This is a genomic window from Paenibacillus sp. GCM10023252 (assembly GCF_042653305.1).
Lineage (GTDB): Bacteria > Bacillota > Bacilli > Paenibacillales > Paenibacillaceae > Pristimantibacillus.
The window spans coordinates 124,136-143,364 of sequence record NZ_JBHSHW010000001.1; the positions used below are offsets into that span (position 1 = coordinate 124,136).

Below are 19,229 nucleotides of genomic sequence, written 5' to 3' on the forward strand. Positions count from 1 at the left end.
GGTATTAAAAAAACGGATTTCACTCCGTTTTTATCTCTTTTGCCAAGTCCGCTATTTTTTTGCTAGCTAAGTACTCTTCCATCTGCCGCTCTGCGTCCATGACGACCTTCTGAATAACACATTCCTCACCGTGATCCATATTGCACTCTAAGAACGAGGCCGTACCTTCAATCGCGTGAATGACCTGCAGGAAATTAATATCCTCTTGATTTCGTCTAAGCCGATATCCGCCATTCACCCCTGGCGTCGATTGAATTAATCCGGCCTTGACAAGCTTGGTTAGCATTTTAGACAGATAGGTCTGTGATACACCGAGCTTCTCCGCCAGCAGCTGGACCCCGATTGGCTTGTCAGGTTCCGCTGACACCAGATAGAGCATCACATGCAGCGCATAGTCGGTAGCCTGAGAATATTTCATTCAGCACCTCCATTAACGACTTCGTGTATCTATAATAACTATAATCGATTGGATATGCAAATATAACTTGTTTTCCATTAGGATCTACTACAGCATATAACTATGTACTCATATCTTTTTCACCGAGAATTTGAACAAAACGTAATAAATAACCATCAGGATCCATAACTAAAAATTCTTTTTGTCCCTTTAACTTGTTATGTGCTCTGTACCAATTCTCCTGAATATCGTATTTAATTGGATAACTATGCTTTTGAAGTAGTTCATAGATTTTATCTACATCGCTTATGATTAGTTGAAAAGTCGCTTCAAACTATTCGCTCCAATTACACAATATTTTTTAAACCTTCCACTCAAACCACCGAGCATGCCCATCTGTTTCTGCCAATACGAGAGAATGCTCCTGGCCATCTAAATAATAATCAAGATGGAGTGCTCGATCCCATATATTGTTGTACAGATGGAACAAATCTCTTTTATGTCCAATACCAGATATTACATGAATCAACTTCATTTTATCCTCAACAGAAAATTGGTTAGCAACATGAGTGTGAAAAATACAAAGTACATCCTCAGAAGAAATTTTAGAAGCCAACTCACTCAGCAGTTCAATTCCGTTACCTTCAATTAATGTCATTGATTCATGTTGGGATATTACAGCCGCCTTATCGAGGAATAACATTCTTTCCTTATGCTCAGGCCATATTAACGATTTTAGCCATAACTGATCTCCAGAATCATTTAGCTTGTTAACATGCAAGTCTACACCGATTCTCGATGTAATAGGTGGTGTTTCTAAAAGCATATATGGGAGGCGATCTCCTCTAATTTCTGAAGCAATTGACAAATTCGATCCGCTACTTCCGTATTCCCCTTCCAATCCATCGTAAGTGTAACTATATTTATCCCACAACAACTGTAGTCCTGCACTTGTTCCGATTTCAATTAACGCCATAGATGATTGAGCAATATTATAAATATAACTAAAAGCAGGGAATAAATAAGAACATCTTCGAACCTCATTCGTCTGCACCAGCTTAGATTGCAGAAGTTGAATAATCTGGCTCTTGTGAGAGGCACAGAAATCTTTGAAATATGGAAACACTTTATCATAAGTCCGAGGTTGATCTACAATACTTCCGTAAAAATCTTTTAAAGAATGATCTGTCCCTTTAAGAAGTAAATAGTGGATTGATGCAAAGAAGAGGTTTGGTACAGGTTGACCTTTCCTGCATTCAGCAGCAATCTCAATTAATTCATTGTCATTAGCAATTCTTATAGCAAGATGCTCATAAAGAGCGCTTGATCCGATGCACTCCCTGCTAGAAAATAAAATAAATTGTTTGGATAGGTCACTGATTGTCAAATCGATCCCTCCACCCTTTTCAGATGAAGAGAGTGTATCATCTCAAGCTCATTAACAAAACCTCTATATATTTATTAACTATATAGAATTTATTTATCAATTATCGTGCTGTGTCCGAACCGCCTCATACACCGTCTCATAGACGAGGCGGCCTATGGCATTGCCAATCGTTGTCGCTGCTCCTGCATACGGATGAACTACCCCTAATTCTGAACGCTGGCTTACGGCCAGCACGATGGCATCGGTCGTCGTTCCGGTAGCCAGCAGGCCGTTATCCGGGTCCACAATGCCCAGATCCTGCAAGGCAGCCGACTTCGCCTCCACTGCAGTGATTAGGGCATTCACCATCGCTGAGTCCGTCATCGCACCGTTAACGGCGATTATCGTGTTAATCGTTCCCGGACGATAGGCGGAGAAGGTCGGTCTTGGTAGCCCTGAACGAGCAGCGTTGCGAGTGCCTGCCGTCGTACAGGAGATGAGATGACAGCAGTCGCCGTCCTCCTCGAGGATGGAAGCATGAGTCAGCTTCGCTGCAGTTAACAGTCCAACTGTCCGTTCAGCCGAATACCCCCATTCAGCCAGCCGGCTCTTCATGTCCTCCTCAGGATCTGTCCCTCTATAACTAAGCGGAACTTCCCAGTTCACGACCCGCTCACCGTGAGCGAACCCGCCCAGGTTCACCGAGCTGCTCAGCATCCGAAGTGTATCAGGGCTCTCCAGCACGATTCTCTCCTCCAGCAGGCTGATTGTGAGTCCGGCCCAGCCTTCACTTTGATACACCCTATTGCCCGTTCGAAAAGGCAGCGTCATCCCTCATCCCCCTCGTCGATCCCCATAATTCGTCGAATAGCAGGAATGTTAAGGTGCGCTCTCGCCTCTGCAGCCAGCCGATCGAAGGCAGCTTCCCTCCGCTCCCGGAATCGCAGCTCTGCAGAGAGCGGCTCCCAACCTCTTGCTCTCCGCACCTCATTGAGCCATCCACGGCGATAGTCGTCATTATGAAGAATGCCATGGACGAACGTGCCCCAGACTCGTCCATCTGGCGAGACAGCCCCTTCCGCATAATCCGCTTCAGGTTCAGCCTCACCCTCTCCCGCTAATTCGGATCCAATCACTTGCTCGCGCAATAAGAGCGGCTGCTCCTGGTACCGGTGCCAGGTGACTTCGCCCATATGAATCTCATATCCATCGATGGGGTAGCCATCTGTCTCAGCCCTCATCGTATCCCCTGCAGCAGTGCGTAATACTCCGTATAATCTAGCCGTCCCCTGAACCCTAACGGTTCGCTTAACCTGCGAGAACGTCACATCGAAGGGGAACATACCAAGCCCACCAGCAGCTTCCACTGCAGACTCCACGCCTACAGGGTCCAGCAGCCTCTCACCAAGCATCTCATATCCCCCGCATATGCCGACTAGGAAGCCTCCTGTTGCGACATGCTCCAAGACCAAGCTTCGAAGTCCTGTATCTTCCAGCCATAGCAGGTCTTCGATTGTATTCTTGCTGCCCGGCAGAATGATCACATCAGGTCTCCCCAATGCTTCAGTCTCTTCAATGAATCTCACTCGGACGTCTGGCTCGAACCGAAGTGGGTCCAGGTCGGTGAAGTTCGCGATGCGAGGCAGTCGAATGACGGCGATATCGAGTGTGTATCGATCATCAATATCATCCTTCCTATCCTGCTCCCATTGCTGACTGTCCAAGGACAATGAATCCTCATCCTCCAGCTCCAGGCCGCGCATATACGGCAGGACGCCAAGCACCGGCTTCCCCGTCCTCTTCTCCAGCCAATCCAGACCAGGACGAAGCAGTGACACATCGCCGCGGAACTTGTTAATGATGATTCCCGCTACACGCTTACGCTCCTCTGGTTCCAGCAGCTCGAGCGTCCCGACTACGGAAGCGAACACACCGCCGCGGTCAATGTCCGCCACTAGCAGCACAGGCGCATCCGCCCAAGCGGCCATCCGCATATTGACAATGTCCCGATCCTTCAGATTAATCTCCGCCGGACTTCCTGCCCCTTCCAGCACGACAACATCATAGCTGCTCCGCAGCCGTCCGATTGCTTCTCTCACGACAGCTTCAGCCTCGGTCAAGTATCGCTCACGGTACTCTCTAGCGTCATAATCCCGCAGCGGCACCCCATGAACGACAACCTGAGAGGACATCTCTCTCGTCGGCTTGAGCAAGATCGGATTCATATCTGTCGTAGCGAGCACGCCGCAAGCGTCTGCCTGCATTCCCTGCGCCCGGCCAATCTCCTTGCCATCCCAAGTGACGTAGGAGTTCAGCGACATGTTCTGAGACTTGAAGGGAGCCGTCTGAAGCCCATCCTCCTTGAAAATCCGGCACAAAGCCGCAGTCAGCAAGCTCTTCCCGACATCAGATGCTGTGCCTTGCACCATGATGGTAGAAGCTTGCCGCTTATGTGACTCTCCTCCTCTAGCAGAGGTGTTCGAAGCTATCCCATCATCTCGTTCACTCACTTCGCTTGCCAAGCACTGCCGAAGGACTTGAATCAGCTTCTCATTATCAGCTCTCCGCTTGATGGCAATCCGGCAATAGCTGCCACTCAGCCCCTCGAACTTCCCTCCGTCACGGATCAGAATGCCCTGCTTGCCCATCCTCTCTTGAAGCTCAGCTGCTGTCAGCCCCTTACCCTCGGGCAGTCTGAACAACATATAATTCGCTGCTCCAGGAATGACGGTGCAATCCAGACTGGACAACGCCTTCGACAGCCATGGTCTCTCCTCTGCCAGCCACTGTCTCGTTGCCTCCGCATAGCTATTGTCACCCAATACGGCTTCACCAATTGACTGAGCCAGTGAATTCACGCTCCATGGCACCTGCAGCTCTCGCAGCCTGGCAATCTCGTCCGGATGTCCGATGATGTAGCCGAGGCGGATACCCGGTATGGAGTAGAACTTCGTCATCGACCGGATGACGAACAGCTGCTTATTCACAGCAGCTTCCCGCACCAGACTGTAGGTCTCCTCGTCAGTCACGAAGTCCATGAACGCCTCGTCCACTGCTACTCTAGCCCCTGCCCTCAGCAGCCTGCGAATATACTCCGGCTTAACGAGCCTGCCCGTCGGATTATTCGGTGAACCGATGAGCCAGAATGGTGCCTCTGCCTTCACCGCTTCGTCCACCTGCTCCTCCTGCCATTCGAATCCATACTCCTCATTCAGCTGCACGGCCTTAACCGTGCCGGATGCCTTGCGCACCGCATCCCCATACTCACCGAAGCATGGCACAGCCAGCCCAGTGACGCCTGCCCCGTGGACTCGAGCCACTAGATCTATGAGCTCTGCAGCCCCATTCCCTACAAGCACTGCATCGTCCGTAACCCCATGGTAAGCAGCCAGCTTAGCCCGCAAGCCTCTTATCGCAGGGTCAGGATATTGACCAATAACATCCGCATAATGAAGAAGAGCCTCTCTCACCGAAGGAGGAGGACCCAGAGGATTCATATTCGAGCTGTAATCCAGGAATTCATCTTGGGGTACTCCGAACGCTTCGGCAGCCGTTCGGAGATCCCCGCCATGTCCATATCTCTCAAGCATAGATAGACCACCTGCTCCTTTTTTTAACTAGTTAGATCAAGCATGACAACGAATAGCAGCAGCATCTCTATCCACTCGTTCAGCGCGCCATAGGTATCGCCAGTCAACCCGCCAAGCTTGCGGCTCATCCATGACGCTGCGATTGCGCCGAACAGGGTGGTCAGGAGAGCAGGCACGGCAATGAGCAGGACAAGATCTATGCCCGCGATGCCGCATGCGTAACCGCTAATACCCGTAATCGCAGCTGCGATCACGAATCCAAGCCCAACATGCCGAAGCCTTGCCCCTTGGAACTTACTCCCTATCCCTTCCCCTGCTCTGGCTCCTGGCCAGCATACAATCGCGGCAGACATCCACCATCTGCTCCATACCGGAATACTGATTAGGAAGGGAATGACGGTAACTAAGCGAACTTCAGCCGCATACAGCTCAGCTAGCACGGCGAACTTCAGCAGCAGCAGCAGTACAGCCGCCAGTACGCCCATCGCGCCCACTCGGCTGTCCTTCATAATCTCCAGCATTCGCTCTCTTGAGCGGTGGCTGAGCAGTCCGTCCGCTGTATCCATCCACCCGTCGAGGTGCAGTCCTCCACTCAGTATCAGCCATAGAGCCAGGAGCAGCACGGCCGAAGGAAGCTGCGGCAACGCCGCTAACTCCAGCAGCCCATAACAGACAGCAATAATTCCTCCAATAAGCCCCCCGGCAAGCGGATAATAGCTGACACTGCGAGAGAGTACCGCCTCATCGAAGGGAACGGAGACAGGGACAGGCAGCCGGGTTAGAAATTGAACAGCCGCTACAGCACCTTGAAGGTGAAGCTTGAATAGACGAATAACCATCCTGCCAGCACTCCTGCCAATAATAGTAGACTTACTAGATATAACAACCTAATGGTACGCTTAATATCCATCGCCTCAAGTGGACGATGCGGCCAGCCCATGCGCGCACGCTCGCTCTGCTGACCGAAGTACCAGTTCACGCCCCCAAGCTCAATGCCAAGAGCGCCAGCAACCGCTGATTCAGGGATGCCGCTGTTCGGACTCGGATGCTTGTGTGCGAATTGCCGAATAGCCCCCCAAGCTCTGGGTGCAGACAACCCTCTGCTCAGCGCCGCTGCTGCAACAAGCAGCAGCCCGGTTAACCTTGCAGGCAGCCAGTTCAGCACATCATCGGTTCGTGCAGAGCACCAGCCGAACTCTCTATACTTATCATTCTTGTAGCCTACCATAGAATCCAGCGTATTAGCCGCTCGATAGAGCATGGCCAGTGGCGCTCCCCCAAGCAGGGCATAGAATAGCGGCGAGACCAAGGCGTCTACCGTATTCTCGGACACCGTCTCAATCGCCGCTCGGGCAGCTTCCTGCTCATTCAACTGCTGGGTATCCCTGCCGACAATATATCCGGCATACTTACGCGCCTCTTCGAGCCGTCCTTCTACCAATGGTTGATATACCTGCATGGCAGCTTCCTTCAACCCCCGTACCGCAATCGTCGTGGAGATGAACCAGGCGCTGACTGCATAGCCTAACCAAGAATGAACAGCTGCTGCAGAGTACGTAATGATGAACATCACGACGAAGGAGAGGGCTAGTACTACGACCGTCAGTACGATGCCTCCGCTTCTGCGGGACAGCCTAGAGGCAAGCAATACTCGCTCCAGTCTCTTAATCAACCTGCCGATATGTATAACCGGGTGAGTGGGCCATCTCGGATCGCCTATGATCCAATCAATAATAATCGCAGCTGCAAGGATGAGCAGAATCTCAGGAAGGGTGTACAGCATTAACATCCTTCCCAATCCTCCCATTGGAACGCGAGCCGCTTCATATCTACAGGAATGCCTGCCGTCACGAGAAATACTTGCTTGCAGACGGAGGCAGCGCGCTGATTCAACTGCCCTGCGGCGTCTCGGAACTTCCTGCCGAGTGCATAGGCCGGAACGACACCGCTGCCGACTTCATTGGTCACGAGAATGAGAGGATACGGATAGCTGCGAATGTCCTCTACTAATTCATGGATGATTCGTTCCACCTGCCGCATGGCTTGCTGGTCATTGCCTAATGAAGCTTCCTTCGCATACTTGAATCGGTCGACAGCCTGACCATCCCCATCCGCATCTGCATCTAGATCTGAATCCGCTCCTATATCCTCTTCCAGCTCGAGCAATTGATTGGACAACCACAGCGTTAAGCAGTCCACCAGCACGACCGAAGCCCGCTCTCCGCGAGCAATCTTCAGCTGCTGCAAGGCGGACAGCTGCTTCAGCAGCGAGGTCAGCTCCATCGGCTCCTCCACCGTCTCCCAGGGGAAGCCCGAGGCTTCCCGGTCCTGCTTGTGCTTGCCAATCCGATCCTCCATCTCACGATCCCACACTCGACTCGTGGCGATATAGATTCCGCTCGAGGCGCTGCGCATCGCAAGCTGTTCGGCGAAGGAGCTCTTCCCGCTTCGTGCTCCTCCAGTAATTAATATAGCCATATTGCCGTTACGACCGGGACACGCCGGCGCTCTCGAAGGTGGCCATCTCTTGCATGAGCAGCATTGCAGCGTCAATGAAGTGGAAGCAGAGCACCGCTCCTGTTCCTTCACCAAGCCTCATATCCAGCTGAATCATCGGGGCTAGCCCTATCGATTCCATCACCTTCAGATGACCCTGCTCCTGAGAGAGATGAGATGCAATCATATAGGAGACGGCATGCTCGGACAAGCGGGAAGCGACGAGAGCAGCAGCTGAGGAGATGAAGCCGTCTATGACGACTGGACAACGATGCATAGCAGCACCCAGTATGACGCCGACTAGCCCTGCAATCTCAAGCCCGCCAACCTTGCCGAGCACATCGAACGGATCGCCCGCTTCAGGCTGGTTCACCTCGATCGCACGCCTCACCACTCGCACCTTGTGAAGCCATACTTCATCGTTAATTCCCGTTCCGCGGCCAACGGTCTGCTCTGGACTCAGACCAGTCAGTACAGCAGCAATTGCCGCGCTAGCGGTCGTATTGCCGATGCCCATCTCCCCTGTCGCGAACAGCCGATAGCCCTTCGCATACAGTTCGTCAACTATCTCGACGCCATGCAGAATGGCCCGTATCGCCTCTTCCCGGTCCATTGCCGGTCCCTTCGCCATGTTCGCCGTACCGCTCCGCACCTTCCGCGTAGTCAGCTCCGAATGCTCCAGCTCGCCCTTCACCCCAATGTCTACACAGTACACATCAGCTCCCGCCTGTCTGGCCAGCACATTCACTGCCGCGCCGCCGCTCAGGAAGTTAAGCACCATCTGCGGTGTTACTTCCTGTGGAAATGCACTGACGCCTTCCTCGCAGACACCGTGATCCGCAGCCATCACGATGACCGCCTTCTTCGACAGGTCCGGCCACAGCAGTCCAGTCGCTCCCGCAATCTGACGGGCGATCGCTTCCAGCTTGCCTAAGGAGCCGGGCGGCTTCGTTAATCCGTCGGAATGCCGATCCGCAAGCCTCGCAATCTCTTCGTCAAGCGGCCTTATCTCTCCAATAGCGTGCGCCAGTCTTAAGCACTGATTCTCATTCATCCCCCACTCACATCTCCCCTGCTAGTAATCTATTAATCCATCAATCTACTAATATGATCTACCGTTCTATTAATCTACTATTCTACTAATTAGTCATTCAATGAATCTACTAACCCTATCCCTGGCATCCGGACAACATGCCATTAGAACGGCTTACCGCCAGTATCCCCTCTAGTCTGCAGCAAGACCTGCGGAACATGAAGCTGAGGATGAAGGATAATAGCCGTATCCGTGCCGTACACTTGCTTGATCATCGCCTCTGTTAGCACCTCGTGTGGTGTTCCGATCGCCTTAGCCCGTCCTTCATGGAGCACCATCAGCTCATCGCAATACATGGAGGCTAAGTTCAGGTCATGAAGCACCGCTACAACAGTGAGCCCACTCTCTCGCTGCCACTGCCTCACCGTGTCCAGCAGACCCACTTGATAGCCGATGTCCAGATAAGTGGTAGGCTCATCCAGCAGAATCACCTTCGGATTCTGAACCATCAGCTTCGCCAGCGCAGCTCGCTGTCTCTCTCCGCCGCTTAGCTGATCCATCCTGCGATGCTGCAGCGCTAGCAGTCCCATCGCTTCAAGAGCGTGCTGAATGGCAGGCTCTGGATCTCCGGGCTCATCTCCGAACCAATTCTGGAACGGATATCTCCCCATCGCAACCACTTCACGCACCGTGAAGCCAACCGGCGGAAGACCTCCTTGCTGCAAGACAGCTAGCCGCTGAGCCAGTTCCTTGCGCGGATAGTCCGAAGCCGGACGCCCGTTCAGCAGCACCTGTCCGCTAGTCGGCTGCTCTACCCCGGACAACAGCTGCAGCAAGCTGGACTTGCCTGCGCCATTAGGTCCGATAATACCATACATCCGCCCGGCTTGGAATGAGAACGACAGTTCATTCAGTACGGTTGTCCCTTCAATGTCCAGACGGATATCACGAGCTTCAATCATGATGTGCCCCCTTGCTCCAGCTTCCGGCGATAGAGGAGATAGGCGAAGAATGGAGCCCCGATGAGCGCCGTGACGACACCAAGCGGTATCTCTCTAGGAGAGAGCACCATCCTCGCGAGCGTATCTGCCCACAGGACGAATATTCCTCCGCCGATGGCAGACAGTGGGATGAGCAGCCGATAGTCAGGTCCAACTAGCAGTCGGAGCAGATGTGGGACGACGAGTCCAACGAAGCCGATGACCCCCGACACACTGACGGCTGCAGCCGTAAGCAGCGTTGACCCGATTAACACAATAAGCTTCGTCCGCTCGACACGAATGCCCAGATGGGCCGCATGCCGCTCACCGAGCACGAACAGATTAAGCGCTTGCCCATACCTCAGCAGCAGCGGTATCCCAATAAGCAGGAAGGGAACGAGCATATAGACATTATCCCAGCTCCGCATGGCAAGAGAGCCCATGAGCCAGAATAGAATCTCGTTCACAACCCCTTGCGACATCGACACCATGAAGGAGACGAACGCGCCGAGGAATGCTTGCATAATAACTCCGGACAGAATGAGCGTCTCGATCTGCATAGCGCCTCTCGTACGGCTGAGCCAGAATACGCCAAGCAAGGTCGCCACCCCCGTTGCAAAAGCAACCAAAGGAATCGTCCACATTCCCATTGCCGCCTGAAATCCGAACAAAATTAAAAACGCTGCGCCGACAGAGCAGCCCGAAGCAACTCCCAGCGTATAAGGATCTGCAAGCGGGTTGCGCAGCACCCCTTGGAAGCCGGTCCCAGCAAGCGCCAAGCAAGCCCCGACGAGTACAGCGAGCAGCACACGTGACAGCCTGACCTGGGTCACGATAGCGATCTCTCCGGGAGACCACTTGCCTTCAGGGATGTCCATACCGGGCAGCTGGTGAATGAGAATTCCCCACACATCAACGAGTGATATACCCGCTGAACCGATAGACAGGGACACCATCATAGAAACAGCAAGAAGGAGCATGGCTGCTCCTCCGTATATCCATAGTTTGTGTCTCATCTGTATGCCTACCTACTTTATGTAATCAGGATGTATAGCCTTGGCCATCTCCAGCAGTCCGTCTGCCAGACGCGGTCCGACACGAACGAGCGGATCCTCCGTCAGAGCGAACATCTGCTTGTTCTTCACTGCAGCGATGACGCTCCAGCCTGGGCGGCTGAGGATGCCCTCTTCGATCGGGTTAGGATCAGCCTTCATATTCGGATAGAGAATCACTTCAGGATTCTGTGCAATGACCTCTTCAGGTGTTACCTCGAACCAGCCTGGCTTGCTGCCCGCAATATTAACTCCCCCGGCCATCGTCAGCAGCTCGTCCAGGAACTCACCGGAGCCGACCGTCCAGCCCGGGGAGAACTCCAGGTAGACCTTCCGCTTAGGAGCGTCCTTCACTGCATCATTCACTTGCTGCTGGACACTCTTCATATGCTCCGCAACCTTAGCTGCCTCACCCTGCTTGTCCATGATCTGGCCCATGGTCTCCACCTTGGCAATGACGGCATCATAGGTCTTCGGTTCAGAAGCATATACCTTAATCTTCAAGGCACGCAGCTGCTCGATCGCCTCCGAATTCATGGAAGAGGACGCGACGACCAGATCAGGATTAAGCGCCGTAACGGCTTCTATATTCGTCGTCATGTTACCTATCTTCGGCAAGGCAGCAGCCTCGCTTGGATAATTGCTGTTCTCGTCAACGGCGACGACTACATCCCCGGCTCCAATGGCGAACATGACTTCTGTCTCACTTGGCACCAGCGTCACCACCTTCGTTGGTGCGGTATCGAACACAAGCTCCGTATCCGTAGCATCCTTAAGCGTCAGCGGATAGACGGTAGCCTTCTCTTCGTTAACCGCGTTCGTGGTAGCTGGGCCGTTATTTACTGCCTCATTTTGGTTGTCGTTAGAGCTGGATGCGCCGCAAGCAGCCAGCAGGACCATCATGACAGCAAGCAGCATCGCGAGTCCTGTCTTCTCTAATTTGTTCTTCAGTTGCAAGTTTACCATGTTCCGTTGCACACTCCTACTTTGATTTTTTTTGCACCATAACATAATAAAAAAAGAGCATCCCCGACCATGTGTCCATGTGTCAGAAATGCTCAAACGTCTGCTTGAACAGAATTCAGGTCTCCCCCACTAGTAATATAGCGGGCAAGCCAGCTTCCAACACCTCCCTAAATCCACGTAGGTTCAAGCGTTAAGGATACAGGCAGGTCTCCTGACTCAGAGTTATCGCGAATTCGCGTCTTCCCAGGCTAACTAAAGGCCCAGTGACTTCGTGCTCATCGCTTGCCGGACAAGCAGCTCGTACGGCTGTCTTCATCCGGAATCTCCTTACAGTGGCGGGTCCGTGCCGGCTTCACACCGGGCTTCCCTATTAAGCTAATACGAGAGAATGACGGGCCTAACGCCTGCCACTGCTCTTCCTATCAGCACCTGTATCTATATGACTATGTAATTGTGCAGTAGTAACTATACCATCGCTTTCTCAGGTCTGTCCAGCCCTGTTCGCTTAGTTCTTCTTCGCTCCTCTTCCGCATACGTAACTAGGGATGAGCACTTGATCTAGGAGGATTGCCATGCTGACAAGGAACATACGATTCAACTGGCGGACGGTCCTGCTGCTCCTCGCGGCAGCCATCCTGTGTACATGGGCAGGGAGTTTCTTCATGAGGAGCAGCCAGACGGATGCTCCCCCCAAGACATCCCATCAAGTTGGGGATTGGAGAGCAGAATGGTCGATTGGACCTTATCCGGCCAAGGTGCTTGAGGCGAATACCTTCACCATACGGATGGTCAATTCCGAAGGCAAGCCTATGCAAGGAGCGGTCATTGCGGGCAAGCTCGATATGGTAGGAATGGTATGCGGCAATGTTGCCGTGGAGCTGAAGGAGACCTCACCCGGTGTATATGTCGGCGAGGGTGTTCCCCTCATGGCTGGCACTTGGTCTGCAAGTCTATCGGTTATGAGCCAGGATGGGACGTCAACTACTATGATTCGCCGCTTCAAGACGGTACATTAACTCCAGCTAATGCTACCAGAGCCAAGGCGTGAGGCTCGGTATGAGGCCATTCGCGGCGAGCCCTCGCAGGATCGACAGCACGCCTACTGCTGCGGCGCTTATCGTTCCTGCACGGCGCATGAAGCGCCGCCAGCGCTTGCCGGCATAAGCGGCAATGAAGCTGGCTGCTGCAAGCGCCGGGAAGGTCGCTAGGCCGAACAGCGCCATGACAGCTCCTCCTTGCCAAGGGGAGCCGGTTGCTGCTGCGTTCATCTGCATCGCGTAGGTTAATCCGCAGGGCAGATAACCGAAGGCAAGGCCGGTCAGCAAGAGGTGGAGGCTCTCCTGCCGCTTAGTAAGCTTGATAGGCTGCTCTGGGACGGCCAGCCTCTTGTGCAGGAAGGCCGATAACCCATGCATCAGCGGAAGCTGGAACCGCCGCCATAGCCAGAGCAGCAGGAGCAGCCCGCCCAGGATGGAGGCTGCTCCTTGCAGTCCCGCTAATCTCCCCGCCAAGTCCAGGAACGAGCCGGCAAGCCCCATGAGCACACCAAGCACCGTGTAGGACGTGACTCTTCCCACATTGTAGAGCAGTGTCGTACGCATGATGCTTGCCCTCGACTGCAGGGAGACGGAGGACACAATCCCTCCGCACATGCCGATGCAATGCGGCGCGCTGAGCAAGCCGGTTACGACAACTAGACCCCATTGCTCCAGTATCATGTCAGCCACCTGAACCTGCGGTCCATCCGGTCGATCAGACAGTCTAGCTGTTCAGTTACGACAACATGGCTCATAAGCTGCACCATCATGTCAGCCACCTGCGGTCCATCCGGTCGATCTGTCCGCTCAGCCGCAGCGCGTTGCCGACGACCGACACCGAGCTGAGTGCCATGGCGGTCCCAGCCATCCAAGGCTCCAATAACCCTGCCGCTGCGAACGGAATAATCATAATGTTGTACAAGAGCGCGAACATGAGGTTGCTTCTAATATTGCGAAGGGTCAGCCGGCTAATCTGAAGGGCTTCAGGAATTGCAGTAAGTCGCGACTTCACGAGCGTCAAGTGGCCGGCGCTCAGAGCCGCATCCGTCCCGTCTCCCATCGCAAGTCCGATATCTGCTGCAGCCAGAGCAGGAGCGTCGTTCCAGCCATCACCCGCCATCCCGACTCTCCGCCCTTCCGCCTTGAGCTGCTGAATGAGCGCTAGCTTCCCTTCCGGCAGCATGGATGCATGCAGCTGTCCGATGCCCGCAGCCTTAGCTGCAGCAAGTGCAGGAGCAGGATGATCTCCCGTAGCCAGCATGACGGTAATTCCATCTCTCCTCAGCTGCTTGACCGCTTGAATAGAGGACAGCTTCACTCGATCGGTTAGAGCAATTGAACCCATACAGCGACCTTCTTCAGCGACGAATAGGACGGTCTGCCCCGCTGATTCCCTGCTCTGTGCGAAGGCATGAATCCCTCCGCCCACAGTCCAGCCTTGCTCTGCCGCGAGCCTTGCATTGCCAATACCGATTCGCTTGCCGCCTATGCGCGCAGCTACTCCCTTGCCCGGAATCGTCTGTGTATGCTCGGCAGTAGGAGGCACTAAGCCGGCATCCGCTGCAGCTGCAGCAATCGCCTTCGCCAGCGGATGCTGTAATTGCAGCTCCGCCGCAGCGGCTAGACGGAGCAGCGCTTGGCGTCCGCCCGGCATCTCTGTATAGATGCCGCTTACGACCGGCTTACCCTCTGTCAGTGTCCCCGTCTTGTCAACGACTAGCGTATCCATTCGCGACAGGCGCTCAAGTGCTCCCGCGTCCTTCACTATGATCCCCCTCTTCGCCAGCTTGCCAGAGGCGATGACGAGGGAGATGGGAGCTGCGAGCCCCATTGCGCAGGGACATGCGGCGAGCATGACTGCGATGGCACAGACGAAGGCATGTGCCGTATTGCCAGGGTCCAGCAGTGCCCACCACAGCACGAAGGTGAGCGCTGCACAGACTAGCATGGCGGGCACGAACCAGCCCGCCACCCGGTCTACCTGGCGTCCGAGCTCGCTCTTGGACGCCTGCGCCTGCTTCACGAGCTCGCTAATCCGGCTGATAAGCGTCCCTTCCCCTGCTGCGATCGTACGTATGCGAAGGCTGCCGCTAATCGCTTCGGTTCCTGCTAGGACGCGGTTTGGGTTTTTTCTCAACACGGGTAAGGATTCTCCAGTCAACAACGCCTCGAGCACATCTGCAGAACCGCTCAGTACAATGCCATCCACTGCAATGGTCTCTCCAGCCTCCACGATGACGATATCACCTTCCCGAACGAATGCCGCCCGGATCTGCTCATGCTGGCCTGCTCGTTCAACCGTCACCATATGATTAAGCAGCTTATGATACCCGTCGACTTCCTGCTGAGCTCTGCTCGATGCCGCACCTTCGAGATACTTGCCCAGGAGCACGGCTGTAATGACAACGGCCGACGTCTCGAAGTATAGCGGAAGTTCATGTCCCCCCCTATCCGTGCCAAGCCCTCCGGTCACCACCATATAATGACTATAGAGATAGGCTGCTGTCGTCCCAATCACCACCAGCACGTCCATATTCGCAGCGCGCTGTCTCAGTGCATGATACGCTCCGAAGTAGAAGGGCATGCCGACAGCGAACTGAACCACAGTCGCCAGAGCAAGCTGGAGCCAGGGCTGCAGCAATAGCTGTGGTACTGGAATAGCCGACAGCCATTCATAATGGTGAGTCATGGAGGCTAGCAGCGGAAGGGTCAGCAGGATGGACAGCCAGAGGCGGAGCCGAAGCGACTTCAGCTCCTGCTGCAGACTGCTCCTTCCTGACTCCGGGACAGCCGCATGGAAGCCAAGCTTGCCAATCTGGCTAATCATCTGACTCTGCTCGACAATTGCCGGCTGATATTGCACCCAAGCCGTACGTGCCGGGAAGGAGACCGATACGGCTTCGACCCCTTCCATTCGACGCAGCGACTTCTCAATTCGAGCCGCACATGCGGTGCAACTCATTCCTTGCAGCTGGAGATCTATGACCTGCACCGTGGAGTCTGTATTCATACTCACTTGCTTCACCCGCTTCTCAGGCCGCTCGAAGGTTCCTTGCGACTAGTTGTCCTGCAATACACTATATGTGGCAGGAGGGGTAAGCATGATTGGAGGTTGTGAATGTTAACAAGCAGACGTTATACGAGCTTACGATCCGTCTCATTACGAAGCACGATCTATCTATTACGCGACAGGAGATAGCTAAGCATATTGCTGCACTGGAAGAAGCAGGTCTTGTATAGTTGACGAGGAGGGATAAGTATCGAGTCGTTATTTTCAACAATGAACTTCTTGAGAACTTGTTGAAGAGGTGGGTAGAGTAACGGTTAGGAACCATTCAGGACGAATGTGATCGCTGTATCAGCAGAAAATCTCCGCGGATGGTATCCCGGCAACAATGTTGGGAATTGCAGATATTCATTCCGAGTATAGACGATTGTTGGAGAAGGGCGTGAAGTTCACGGGTGGAGCCGACCACAATGGGCGAACTCACCATAGCGCTCTTCGATGACACATGCGGCAACCACATTCAGATGGTGGAGAAATAAAAAAATGGAGCTGCCCTCTATGGTCTATCATTACCTTAGAGGGCAACTCCGCATATGAGGACTAAACCGTGCTAGAATCCTGAGGCTTCATGAATTCCTCAGGATGTAATCTGATGTATGCACCTATGCTCGCGAGTATAAGCGGAGAGGCAAGGTTGAACTTCTGTTGAAGGCTGCTGAAGGCTGCACGCAGCTCTGCATCCTGCTCCAGGTCCGCCTCATACACGTTGAAGCCTTCCAGCGTCCTTGAATAGCCTCTACCTTGCAGCTCCTGCTCGACCTCTCCTATGGCATGAAGCATCGCGCTCTCACCCCAGAATTGAAGGCTGCGCAGCAGCCCTCTCCAGCGATCTGGCTGTGCATAGTAATAAGCGCTCCACCAATAGAACTCGGACAAGGAATTCCTGGCGTGATTATATAACGACCGGTAAGCAAACAGGGCAAGCTGCCCCTTCGTCAACCTGAGGAACAGCTGCTCAATCAAGTCCGGATTCTGTGCCTGGTGCTCCTTGTACAGGTCAATGACAGGACTGATGCACGCGTTGCTCAAGGCATCGTCATCCAGCTCGAGAAGCGCAGTCTGTATATTCATCCTTGCTCGGAGATCGGTCAACTATTCCCCCGCTTCCACTACGCTCGGCCACTGCAGCATCCCGCCGGTCATATTAATGACCGAATATCCATGAGCTTCAAGGAAGTCGCATGCGCGTCCGCTGCGTCCACCGCTGCGGCATACCATGATGACCGGCTGCTCCAGCTGGTCGAATTCCTTCACACGAGCTTCCAGCTCCGACAACGGGATATGGACGGCTTGCTTAATATGTCCCTCTACCCATTCCTCGCGCTCTCTCACATCTACGATGGTCAAGCGATCGCCTTGCTCCAATTGCTGAACTACCTCTTCAGGGGTTATGGCTGCTGTCAATGTGTCCATCTCCTTAATATTCACTCGATATTGCTTCGATCACGATTGCAGAACGCGAATCTGTCCTTCCAGCCCCGAGCTTCCATCATCATACAGTACCGAAGGCTGTGTCTCCTTGTATTCGACCTATATTGTAACGTTCAAGTATCGACGGTGTCCAGAGGTCATCGCATTCACATAGGAAGAGAGGCTCCGCAGCACGGAGCCTCTCGCTTCCTACCCATGTTCCTGTCTAGATGCGAACGGCCGTGCCGCTAACCGCAACCATCAGCATCCCTTCGCGCACCACTTCATAATCAATATCAATACCGACGATCGCATTGGCCCCTATTCGTGAGGCTTGTGACTTCATCTCGTCGATCGCGACATCACGCGCTTCCTTCAGCTTGCCTTCGTAGGCTCCTGACCGCCCGCCGACAATGTCCGTAATGGAAGCGAAGAAGTCGCGCACCACATTCGCCCCCATAATGGCCTCACCTGTTACGACACCCGCGTACTCTTGAATCGGACGGCCCTCGATCGTTGGCGTTGTTGATAATAACATGAACATAACCTCCTCGCGTACTGGAATGAACTCATGGAATACCTTGACTTCTTAACTAGTACGGGACTTCATGCCACAAGTTGCAACAGGTTATGACTGCCCACTACCTATGCGTCTGTCTCTTGGTAATTCACTTGAATGAGCTCATTCGACCGGCTGTTCACCCGAACCGCCACTTGAACACCGAATTCACGCCCTGACTTACGTACAATAAGCTTGAACCTCTCCTCCGCCTCACTGCTGCTAATGACTCTGCGCCCATCGTAGCGGTAATCGACGATCTCCGCTTGGTACTTCTTCGACGTCTGCTCTACCGCCACTCGTCCCCACTTCGCATAGGCTGGCTCTGCATGAGCTGTGCCCGCAAGCGGCATAACGCTAGCCATGAAGCTGCTGCTGCCAATTAGCAGGGCTGCTGCGATTAGATATGATTGTGCTCTCATTGACCATGTCACCCCCTATGGATTCTATTGGTAGGTTGACCCATGGCAGGATAAGCTATTCATATTGGGCTTGCTCCAGCAGAGGAGAATACATCATGAGCGCTTGATTGCTTGTCACTAGTTGATCCTCTATGCACTCACCCGCCTCGTTCCAGATTCGGCGGCAGATTCGGTTACTTCGTGTATAGCCTCCCCATGGATTAGAGCGGATGTTATGCTCGCTCTCATTATTCCGCTGAAGCTCCATATCCACGTTGCGCAGCTGCCTCATCAGCGGTGTCTGATGGGTATGGATGAGATATGGCAAGTCCGCGTACTCTCTCGTCTTGGCCATCTTGCGGCGTGACCTGATCCACTGTAAGTATCTTTTGCCAGTGAACCATAGCTTCCCTAGCTTCTGTCTGGCCGGTGAACGCTTGACTGGCTTAAGCCTGCTATTGTACAGCATCTCATCCGCGACCTCCTTCGTACATTTCCTTCCATCCCATTATAATACAAAAAAGGTGGTATCCCAGCAGCCTTTTGGGCTTAGGGATACCACCTTGTACTTAGGAAAGGTTAGGACTAGGAGCCTCGGCGAACCTTCGCTGGCGGAAAACCTCCTACCGTCATCCTGAGCCTTGCTGGACGATGGACGCCATCCTGGTGCATTTTTGCACCATATCGTGCTCGACCAGCCTTGCTGGACGCCATTCTGGTGCATTTTTGCACCATATCGTGCTCGACCAGCCTTGCTGGATGCCATCCTGGTGCATTTTTGCACCATATCGTACTCGACCAGCCTTGCTGGACGCTATTCTGGTGCATTTTTGCACCATATCGTGCTAGGCGGCTAGTGTGAGGCCACAATGCTG

19 protein-coding genes, 2 pseudogenes and 1 riboswitch are annotated in these 19,229 nt (G+C 53.6%); of the genes and pseudogenes, 3 read left to right on the forward strand and 18 right to left on the reverse strand.

The window, feature by feature from the left end; all coding sequences use genetic code 11:
• Positions 1 to 19 precede the first annotated feature (19 nt).
• From ACFO9Q_RS00605 to ACFO9Q_RS00655, 11 genes are all read right to left on the reverse strand, one after another.
• The gene (locus ACFO9Q_RS00605; protein WP_379177578.1) at positions 20 to 418 is read right to left on the reverse strand and encodes an RrF2 family transcriptional regulator; all 399 of its coding nucleotides are present in this window, start codon (positions 416 to 418) and stop codon (positions 20 to 22) included.
• Positions 419 to 758: 340 nt separating this feature from the next.
• A complete protein-coding gene (locus ACFO9Q_RS00610) occupies positions 759 to 1,784 on the reverse strand; it encodes a DUF2332 domain-containing protein (RefSeq protein WP_379177580.1) in 1,026 nt (341 codons plus the stop codon).
• Between the two features lie 96 nt (positions 1,785 to 1,880).
• Positions 1,881 to 2,594 (reverse strand): adenosylcobinamide amidohydrolase, encoded by a 714-nt coding sequence (locus ACFO9Q_RS00615; RefSeq protein ID WP_379177582.1) that lies wholly within the window; start codon positions 2,592 to 2,594, stop codon positions 1,881 to 1,883.
• Positions 2,591 to 5,353 (reverse strand): cobyric acid synthase, encoded by a 2,763-nt coding sequence (locus ACFO9Q_RS00620; protein ID WP_379177584.1) that lies wholly within the window; start codon positions 5,351 to 5,353, stop codon positions 2,591 to 2,593. The genes ACFO9Q_RS00615 and ACFO9Q_RS00620 overlap by 4 nt, the downstream gene beginning before the upstream one ends.
• Before the next feature lie 23 nt (positions 5,354 to 5,376).
• Entirely contained in the window at positions 5,377 to 6,192 is an 816-nt protein-coding gene (gene cobS, locus ACFO9Q_RS00625; protein ID WP_379177586.1) for an adenosylcobinamide-GDP ribazoletransferase, read from the reverse strand.
• On the reverse strand, positions 6,150 to 7,142 hold the full coding sequence (gene cbiB, locus ACFO9Q_RS00630) for an adenosylcobinamide-phosphate synthase CbiB (RefSeq protein WP_379177588.1): 993 nt from the start codon (positions 7,140 to 7,142) through the stop codon (positions 6,150 to 6,152). The genes cobS and cbiB overlap by 43 nt, the downstream gene beginning before the upstream one ends.
• Positions 7,136 to 7,831 carry a bifunctional adenosylcobinamide kinase/adenosylcobinamide-phosphate guanylyltransferase gene (gene cobU, locus ACFO9Q_RS00635; RefSeq protein ID WP_379177590.1) on the reverse strand — a complete coding sequence of 232 codons (696 nt, stop codon included), beginning with the start codon at positions 7,829 to 7,831 and terminating at the stop codon, positions 7,136 to 7,138. Before cobU ends, cbiB begins: the two co-directional genes overlap by 7 nt.
• Positions 7,832 to 7,838: 7 nt before the next feature.
• On the reverse strand, positions 7,839 to 8,903 hold the full coding sequence (cobT, locus tag ACFO9Q_RS00640; RefSeq protein WP_379177592.1) for a nicotinate-nucleotide--dimethylbenzimidazole phosphoribosyltransferase: 1,065 nt from the start codon (positions 8,901 to 8,903) through the stop codon (positions 7,839 to 7,841).
• A 143-nt stretch (positions 8,904 to 9,046) separates the two neighbouring features.
• The gene (locus ACFO9Q_RS00645) at positions 9,047 to 9,844 is read right to left on the reverse strand and encodes a heme ABC transporter ATP-binding protein (RefSeq protein WP_379177594.1); all 798 of its coding nucleotides are present in this window, start codon (positions 9,842 to 9,844) and stop codon (positions 9,047 to 9,049) included.
• Complete coding sequence (locus tag ACFO9Q_RS00650) at positions 9,841 to 10,878, reverse strand: FecCD family ABC transporter permease (RefSeq protein ID WP_379177596.1); 1,038 nt, start codon at positions 10,876 to 10,878, stop codon at positions 9,841 to 9,843. Before ACFO9Q_RS00650 ends, ACFO9Q_RS00645 begins: the two co-directional genes overlap by 4 nt.
• 12 nt (positions 10,879 to 10,890) lie before the next feature.
• Positions 10,891 to 11,880 carry an ABC transporter substrate-binding protein gene (locus ACFO9Q_RS00655; RefSeq protein WP_379177598.1) on the reverse strand — a complete coding sequence of 330 codons (990 nt, stop codon included), beginning with the start codon at positions 11,878 to 11,880 and terminating at the stop codon, positions 10,891 to 10,893.
• A gap of 183 nt (positions 11,881 to 12,063) precedes the next feature.
• Positions 12,064 to 12,303: riboswitch (cobalamin riboswitch) on the reverse strand.
• A gap of 149 nt (positions 12,304 to 12,452) precedes the next feature.
• Here ACFO9Q_RS00655 and ACFO9Q_RS00660 point away from each other — a divergent pair.
• The gene (locus ACFO9Q_RS00660) at positions 12,453 to 12,896 is read left to right on the forward strand and encodes a FixH family protein (RefSeq protein ID WP_379177600.1); all 444 of its coding nucleotides are present in this window, start codon (positions 12,453 to 12,455) and stop codon (positions 12,894 to 12,896) included.
• 12 nt (positions 12,897 to 12,908) lie between these two features.
• Here ACFO9Q_RS00660 and ACFO9Q_RS00665 read toward each other — a convergent pair whose 3' ends face one another.
• Both ACFO9Q_RS00665 and ACFO9Q_RS00670 read right to left on the reverse strand, forming a co-directional pair.
• Positions 12,909 to 13,598 carry a sulfite exporter TauE/SafE family protein gene (locus ACFO9Q_RS00665; RefSeq protein ID WP_379177602.1) on the reverse strand — a complete coding sequence of 230 codons (690 nt, stop codon included), beginning with the start codon at positions 13,596 to 13,598 and terminating at the stop codon, positions 12,909 to 12,911.
• An 85-nt stretch (positions 13,599 to 13,683) separates the two neighbouring features.
• Positions 13,684 to 15,927 carry a heavy metal translocating P-type ATPase gene (locus ACFO9Q_RS00670; RefSeq protein WP_379177604.1) on the reverse strand — a complete coding sequence of 748 codons (2,244 nt, stop codon included), beginning with the start codon at positions 15,925 to 15,927 and terminating at the stop codon, positions 13,684 to 13,686.
• Positions 15,928 to 16,040: 113 nt separating this feature from the next.
• Here ACFO9Q_RS00670 and ACFO9Q_RS00675 point away from each other — a divergent pair.
• Positions 16,041 to 16,238 (forward strand): annotated as a pseudogene (locus tag ACFO9Q_RS00675) (transcriptional regulator); the annotation flags it as partial.
• A gap of 35 nt (positions 16,239 to 16,273) precedes the next feature.
• A pseudogene (locus ACFO9Q_RS00680) lies at positions 16,274 to 16,463 on the forward strand (VOC family protein); the annotation flags it as partial.
• A gap of 61 nt (positions 16,464 to 16,524) precedes the next feature.
• On the opposite strand, the gene ACFO9Q_RS00685 reads toward ACFO9Q_RS00680, so the two are convergent.
• The 5 genes from ACFO9Q_RS00685 to ACFO9Q_RS00705 all read right to left on the reverse strand — a co-directional run bounded on the left by ACFO9Q_RS00685 (position 16,525) and on the right by ACFO9Q_RS00705 (position 18,823).
• On the reverse strand, positions 16,525 to 17,076 hold the full coding sequence (locus ACFO9Q_RS00685; protein WP_379177606.1) for a hypothetical protein: 552 nt from the start codon (positions 17,074 to 17,076) through the stop codon (positions 16,525 to 16,527).
• Positions 17,077 to 17,397, reverse strand: coding sequence for a rhodanese-like domain-containing protein (locus ACFO9Q_RS00690; protein ID WP_379178016.1), 321 nt, complete (start codon positions 17,395 to 17,397; stop codon positions 17,077 to 17,079).
• Positions 17,398 to 17,620: 223 nt separating this feature from the next.
• Positions 17,621 to 17,932: a YbjQ family protein gene (locus tag ACFO9Q_RS00695; RefSeq protein ID WP_379177608.1), complete on the reverse strand. Its 312-nt coding sequence runs from the start codon at positions 17,930 to 17,932 to the stop codon at positions 17,621 to 17,623.
• Between the two features lie 107 nt (positions 17,933 to 18,039).
• A complete protein-coding gene (locus ACFO9Q_RS00700) occupies positions 18,040 to 18,375 on the reverse strand; it encodes a DUF3889 domain-containing protein (RefSeq protein WP_379177610.1) in 336 nt (111 codons plus the stop codon).
• Between the two features lie 55 nt (positions 18,376 to 18,430).
• A complete protein-coding gene (locus ACFO9Q_RS00705) occupies positions 18,431 to 18,823 on the reverse strand; it encodes a hypothetical protein (RefSeq protein ID WP_379177612.1) in 393 nt (130 codons plus the stop codon).
• Positions 18,824 to 19,229 lie beyond the last annotated feature (406 nt).

Excerpts from the sequence above, each read along its gene's own strand:
- ACFO9Q_RS00605 (WP_379177578.1), bottom strand. The coding sequence starts at position 418 with ATGAAATATTCTCAGGCTACCGACTATGCGCTGCATGTGATGCTCTAT.
- ACFO9Q_RS00615 (WP_379177582.1), bottom strand. The coding sequence starts at position 2,594 with ATGACGCTGCCTTTTCGAACGGGCAATAGGGTGTATCAAAGTGAAGGC.
- ACFO9Q_RS00620 (WP_379177584.1), bottom strand. The coding sequence starts at position 5,353 with ATGCTTGAGAGATATGGACATGGCGGGGATCTCCGAACGGCTGCCGAA.
- cobS (WP_379177586.1), bottom strand. The coding sequence starts at position 6,192 with ATGGTTATTCGTCTATTCAAGCTTCACCTTCAAGGTGCTGTAGCGGCT.
- cbiB (WP_379177588.1), bottom strand. The coding sequence starts at position 7,142 with ATGTTAATGCTGTACACCCTTCCTGAGATTCTGCTCATCCTTGCAGCT.
- cobU (WP_379177590.1), bottom strand. The coding sequence starts at position 7,831 with ATGGCTATATTAATTACTGGAGGAGCACGAAGCGGGAAGAGCTCCTTC.
- cobT (WP_379177592.1), bottom strand. The coding sequence starts at position 8,903 with ATGAATGAGAATCAGTGCTTAAGACTGGCGCACGCTATTGGAGAGATA.
- ACFO9Q_RS00645 (WP_379177594.1), bottom strand. The coding sequence starts at position 9,844 with ATGATTGAAGCTCGTGATATCCGTCTGGACATTGAAGGGACAACCGTA.
- ACFO9Q_RS00650 (WP_379177596.1), bottom strand. The coding sequence starts at position 10,878 with ATGAGACACAAACTATGGATATACGGAGGAGCAGCCATGCTCCTTCTT.
- ACFO9Q_RS00655 (WP_379177598.1), bottom strand. The coding sequence starts at position 11,880 with ATGGTAAACTTGCAACTGAAGAACAAATTAGAGAAGACAGGACTCGCG.
- ACFO9Q_RS00660 (WP_379177600.1), top strand. The coding sequence starts at position 12,453 with ATGCTGACAAGGAACATACGATTCAACTGGCGGACGGTCCTGCTGCTC.
- ACFO9Q_RS00665 (WP_379177602.1), bottom strand. The coding sequence starts at position 13,598 with ATGATACTGGAGCAATGGGGTCTAGTTGTCGTAACCGGCTTGCTCAGC.
- ACFO9Q_RS00670 (WP_379177604.1), bottom strand. The coding sequence starts at position 15,927 with ATGAATACAGACTCCACGGTGCAGGTCATAGATCTCCAGCTGCAAGGA.
- ACFO9Q_RS00690 (WP_379178016.1), bottom strand. The coding sequence starts at position 17,397 with ATGGACACATTGACAGCAGCCATAACCCCTGAAGAGGTAGTTCAGCAA.
- ACFO9Q_RS00695 (WP_379177608.1), bottom strand. The coding sequence starts at position 17,932 with ATGTTATTATCAACAACGCCAACGATCGAGGGCCGTCCGATTCAAGAG.
- ACFO9Q_RS00700 (WP_379177610.1), bottom strand. The coding sequence starts at position 18,375 with ATGAGAGCACAATCATATCTAATCGCAGCAGCCCTGCTAATTGGCAGC.
- ACFO9Q_RS00705 (WP_379177612.1), bottom strand. The coding sequence starts at position 18,823 with ATGCTGTACAATAGCAGGCTTAAGCCAGTCAAGCGTTCACCGGCCAGA.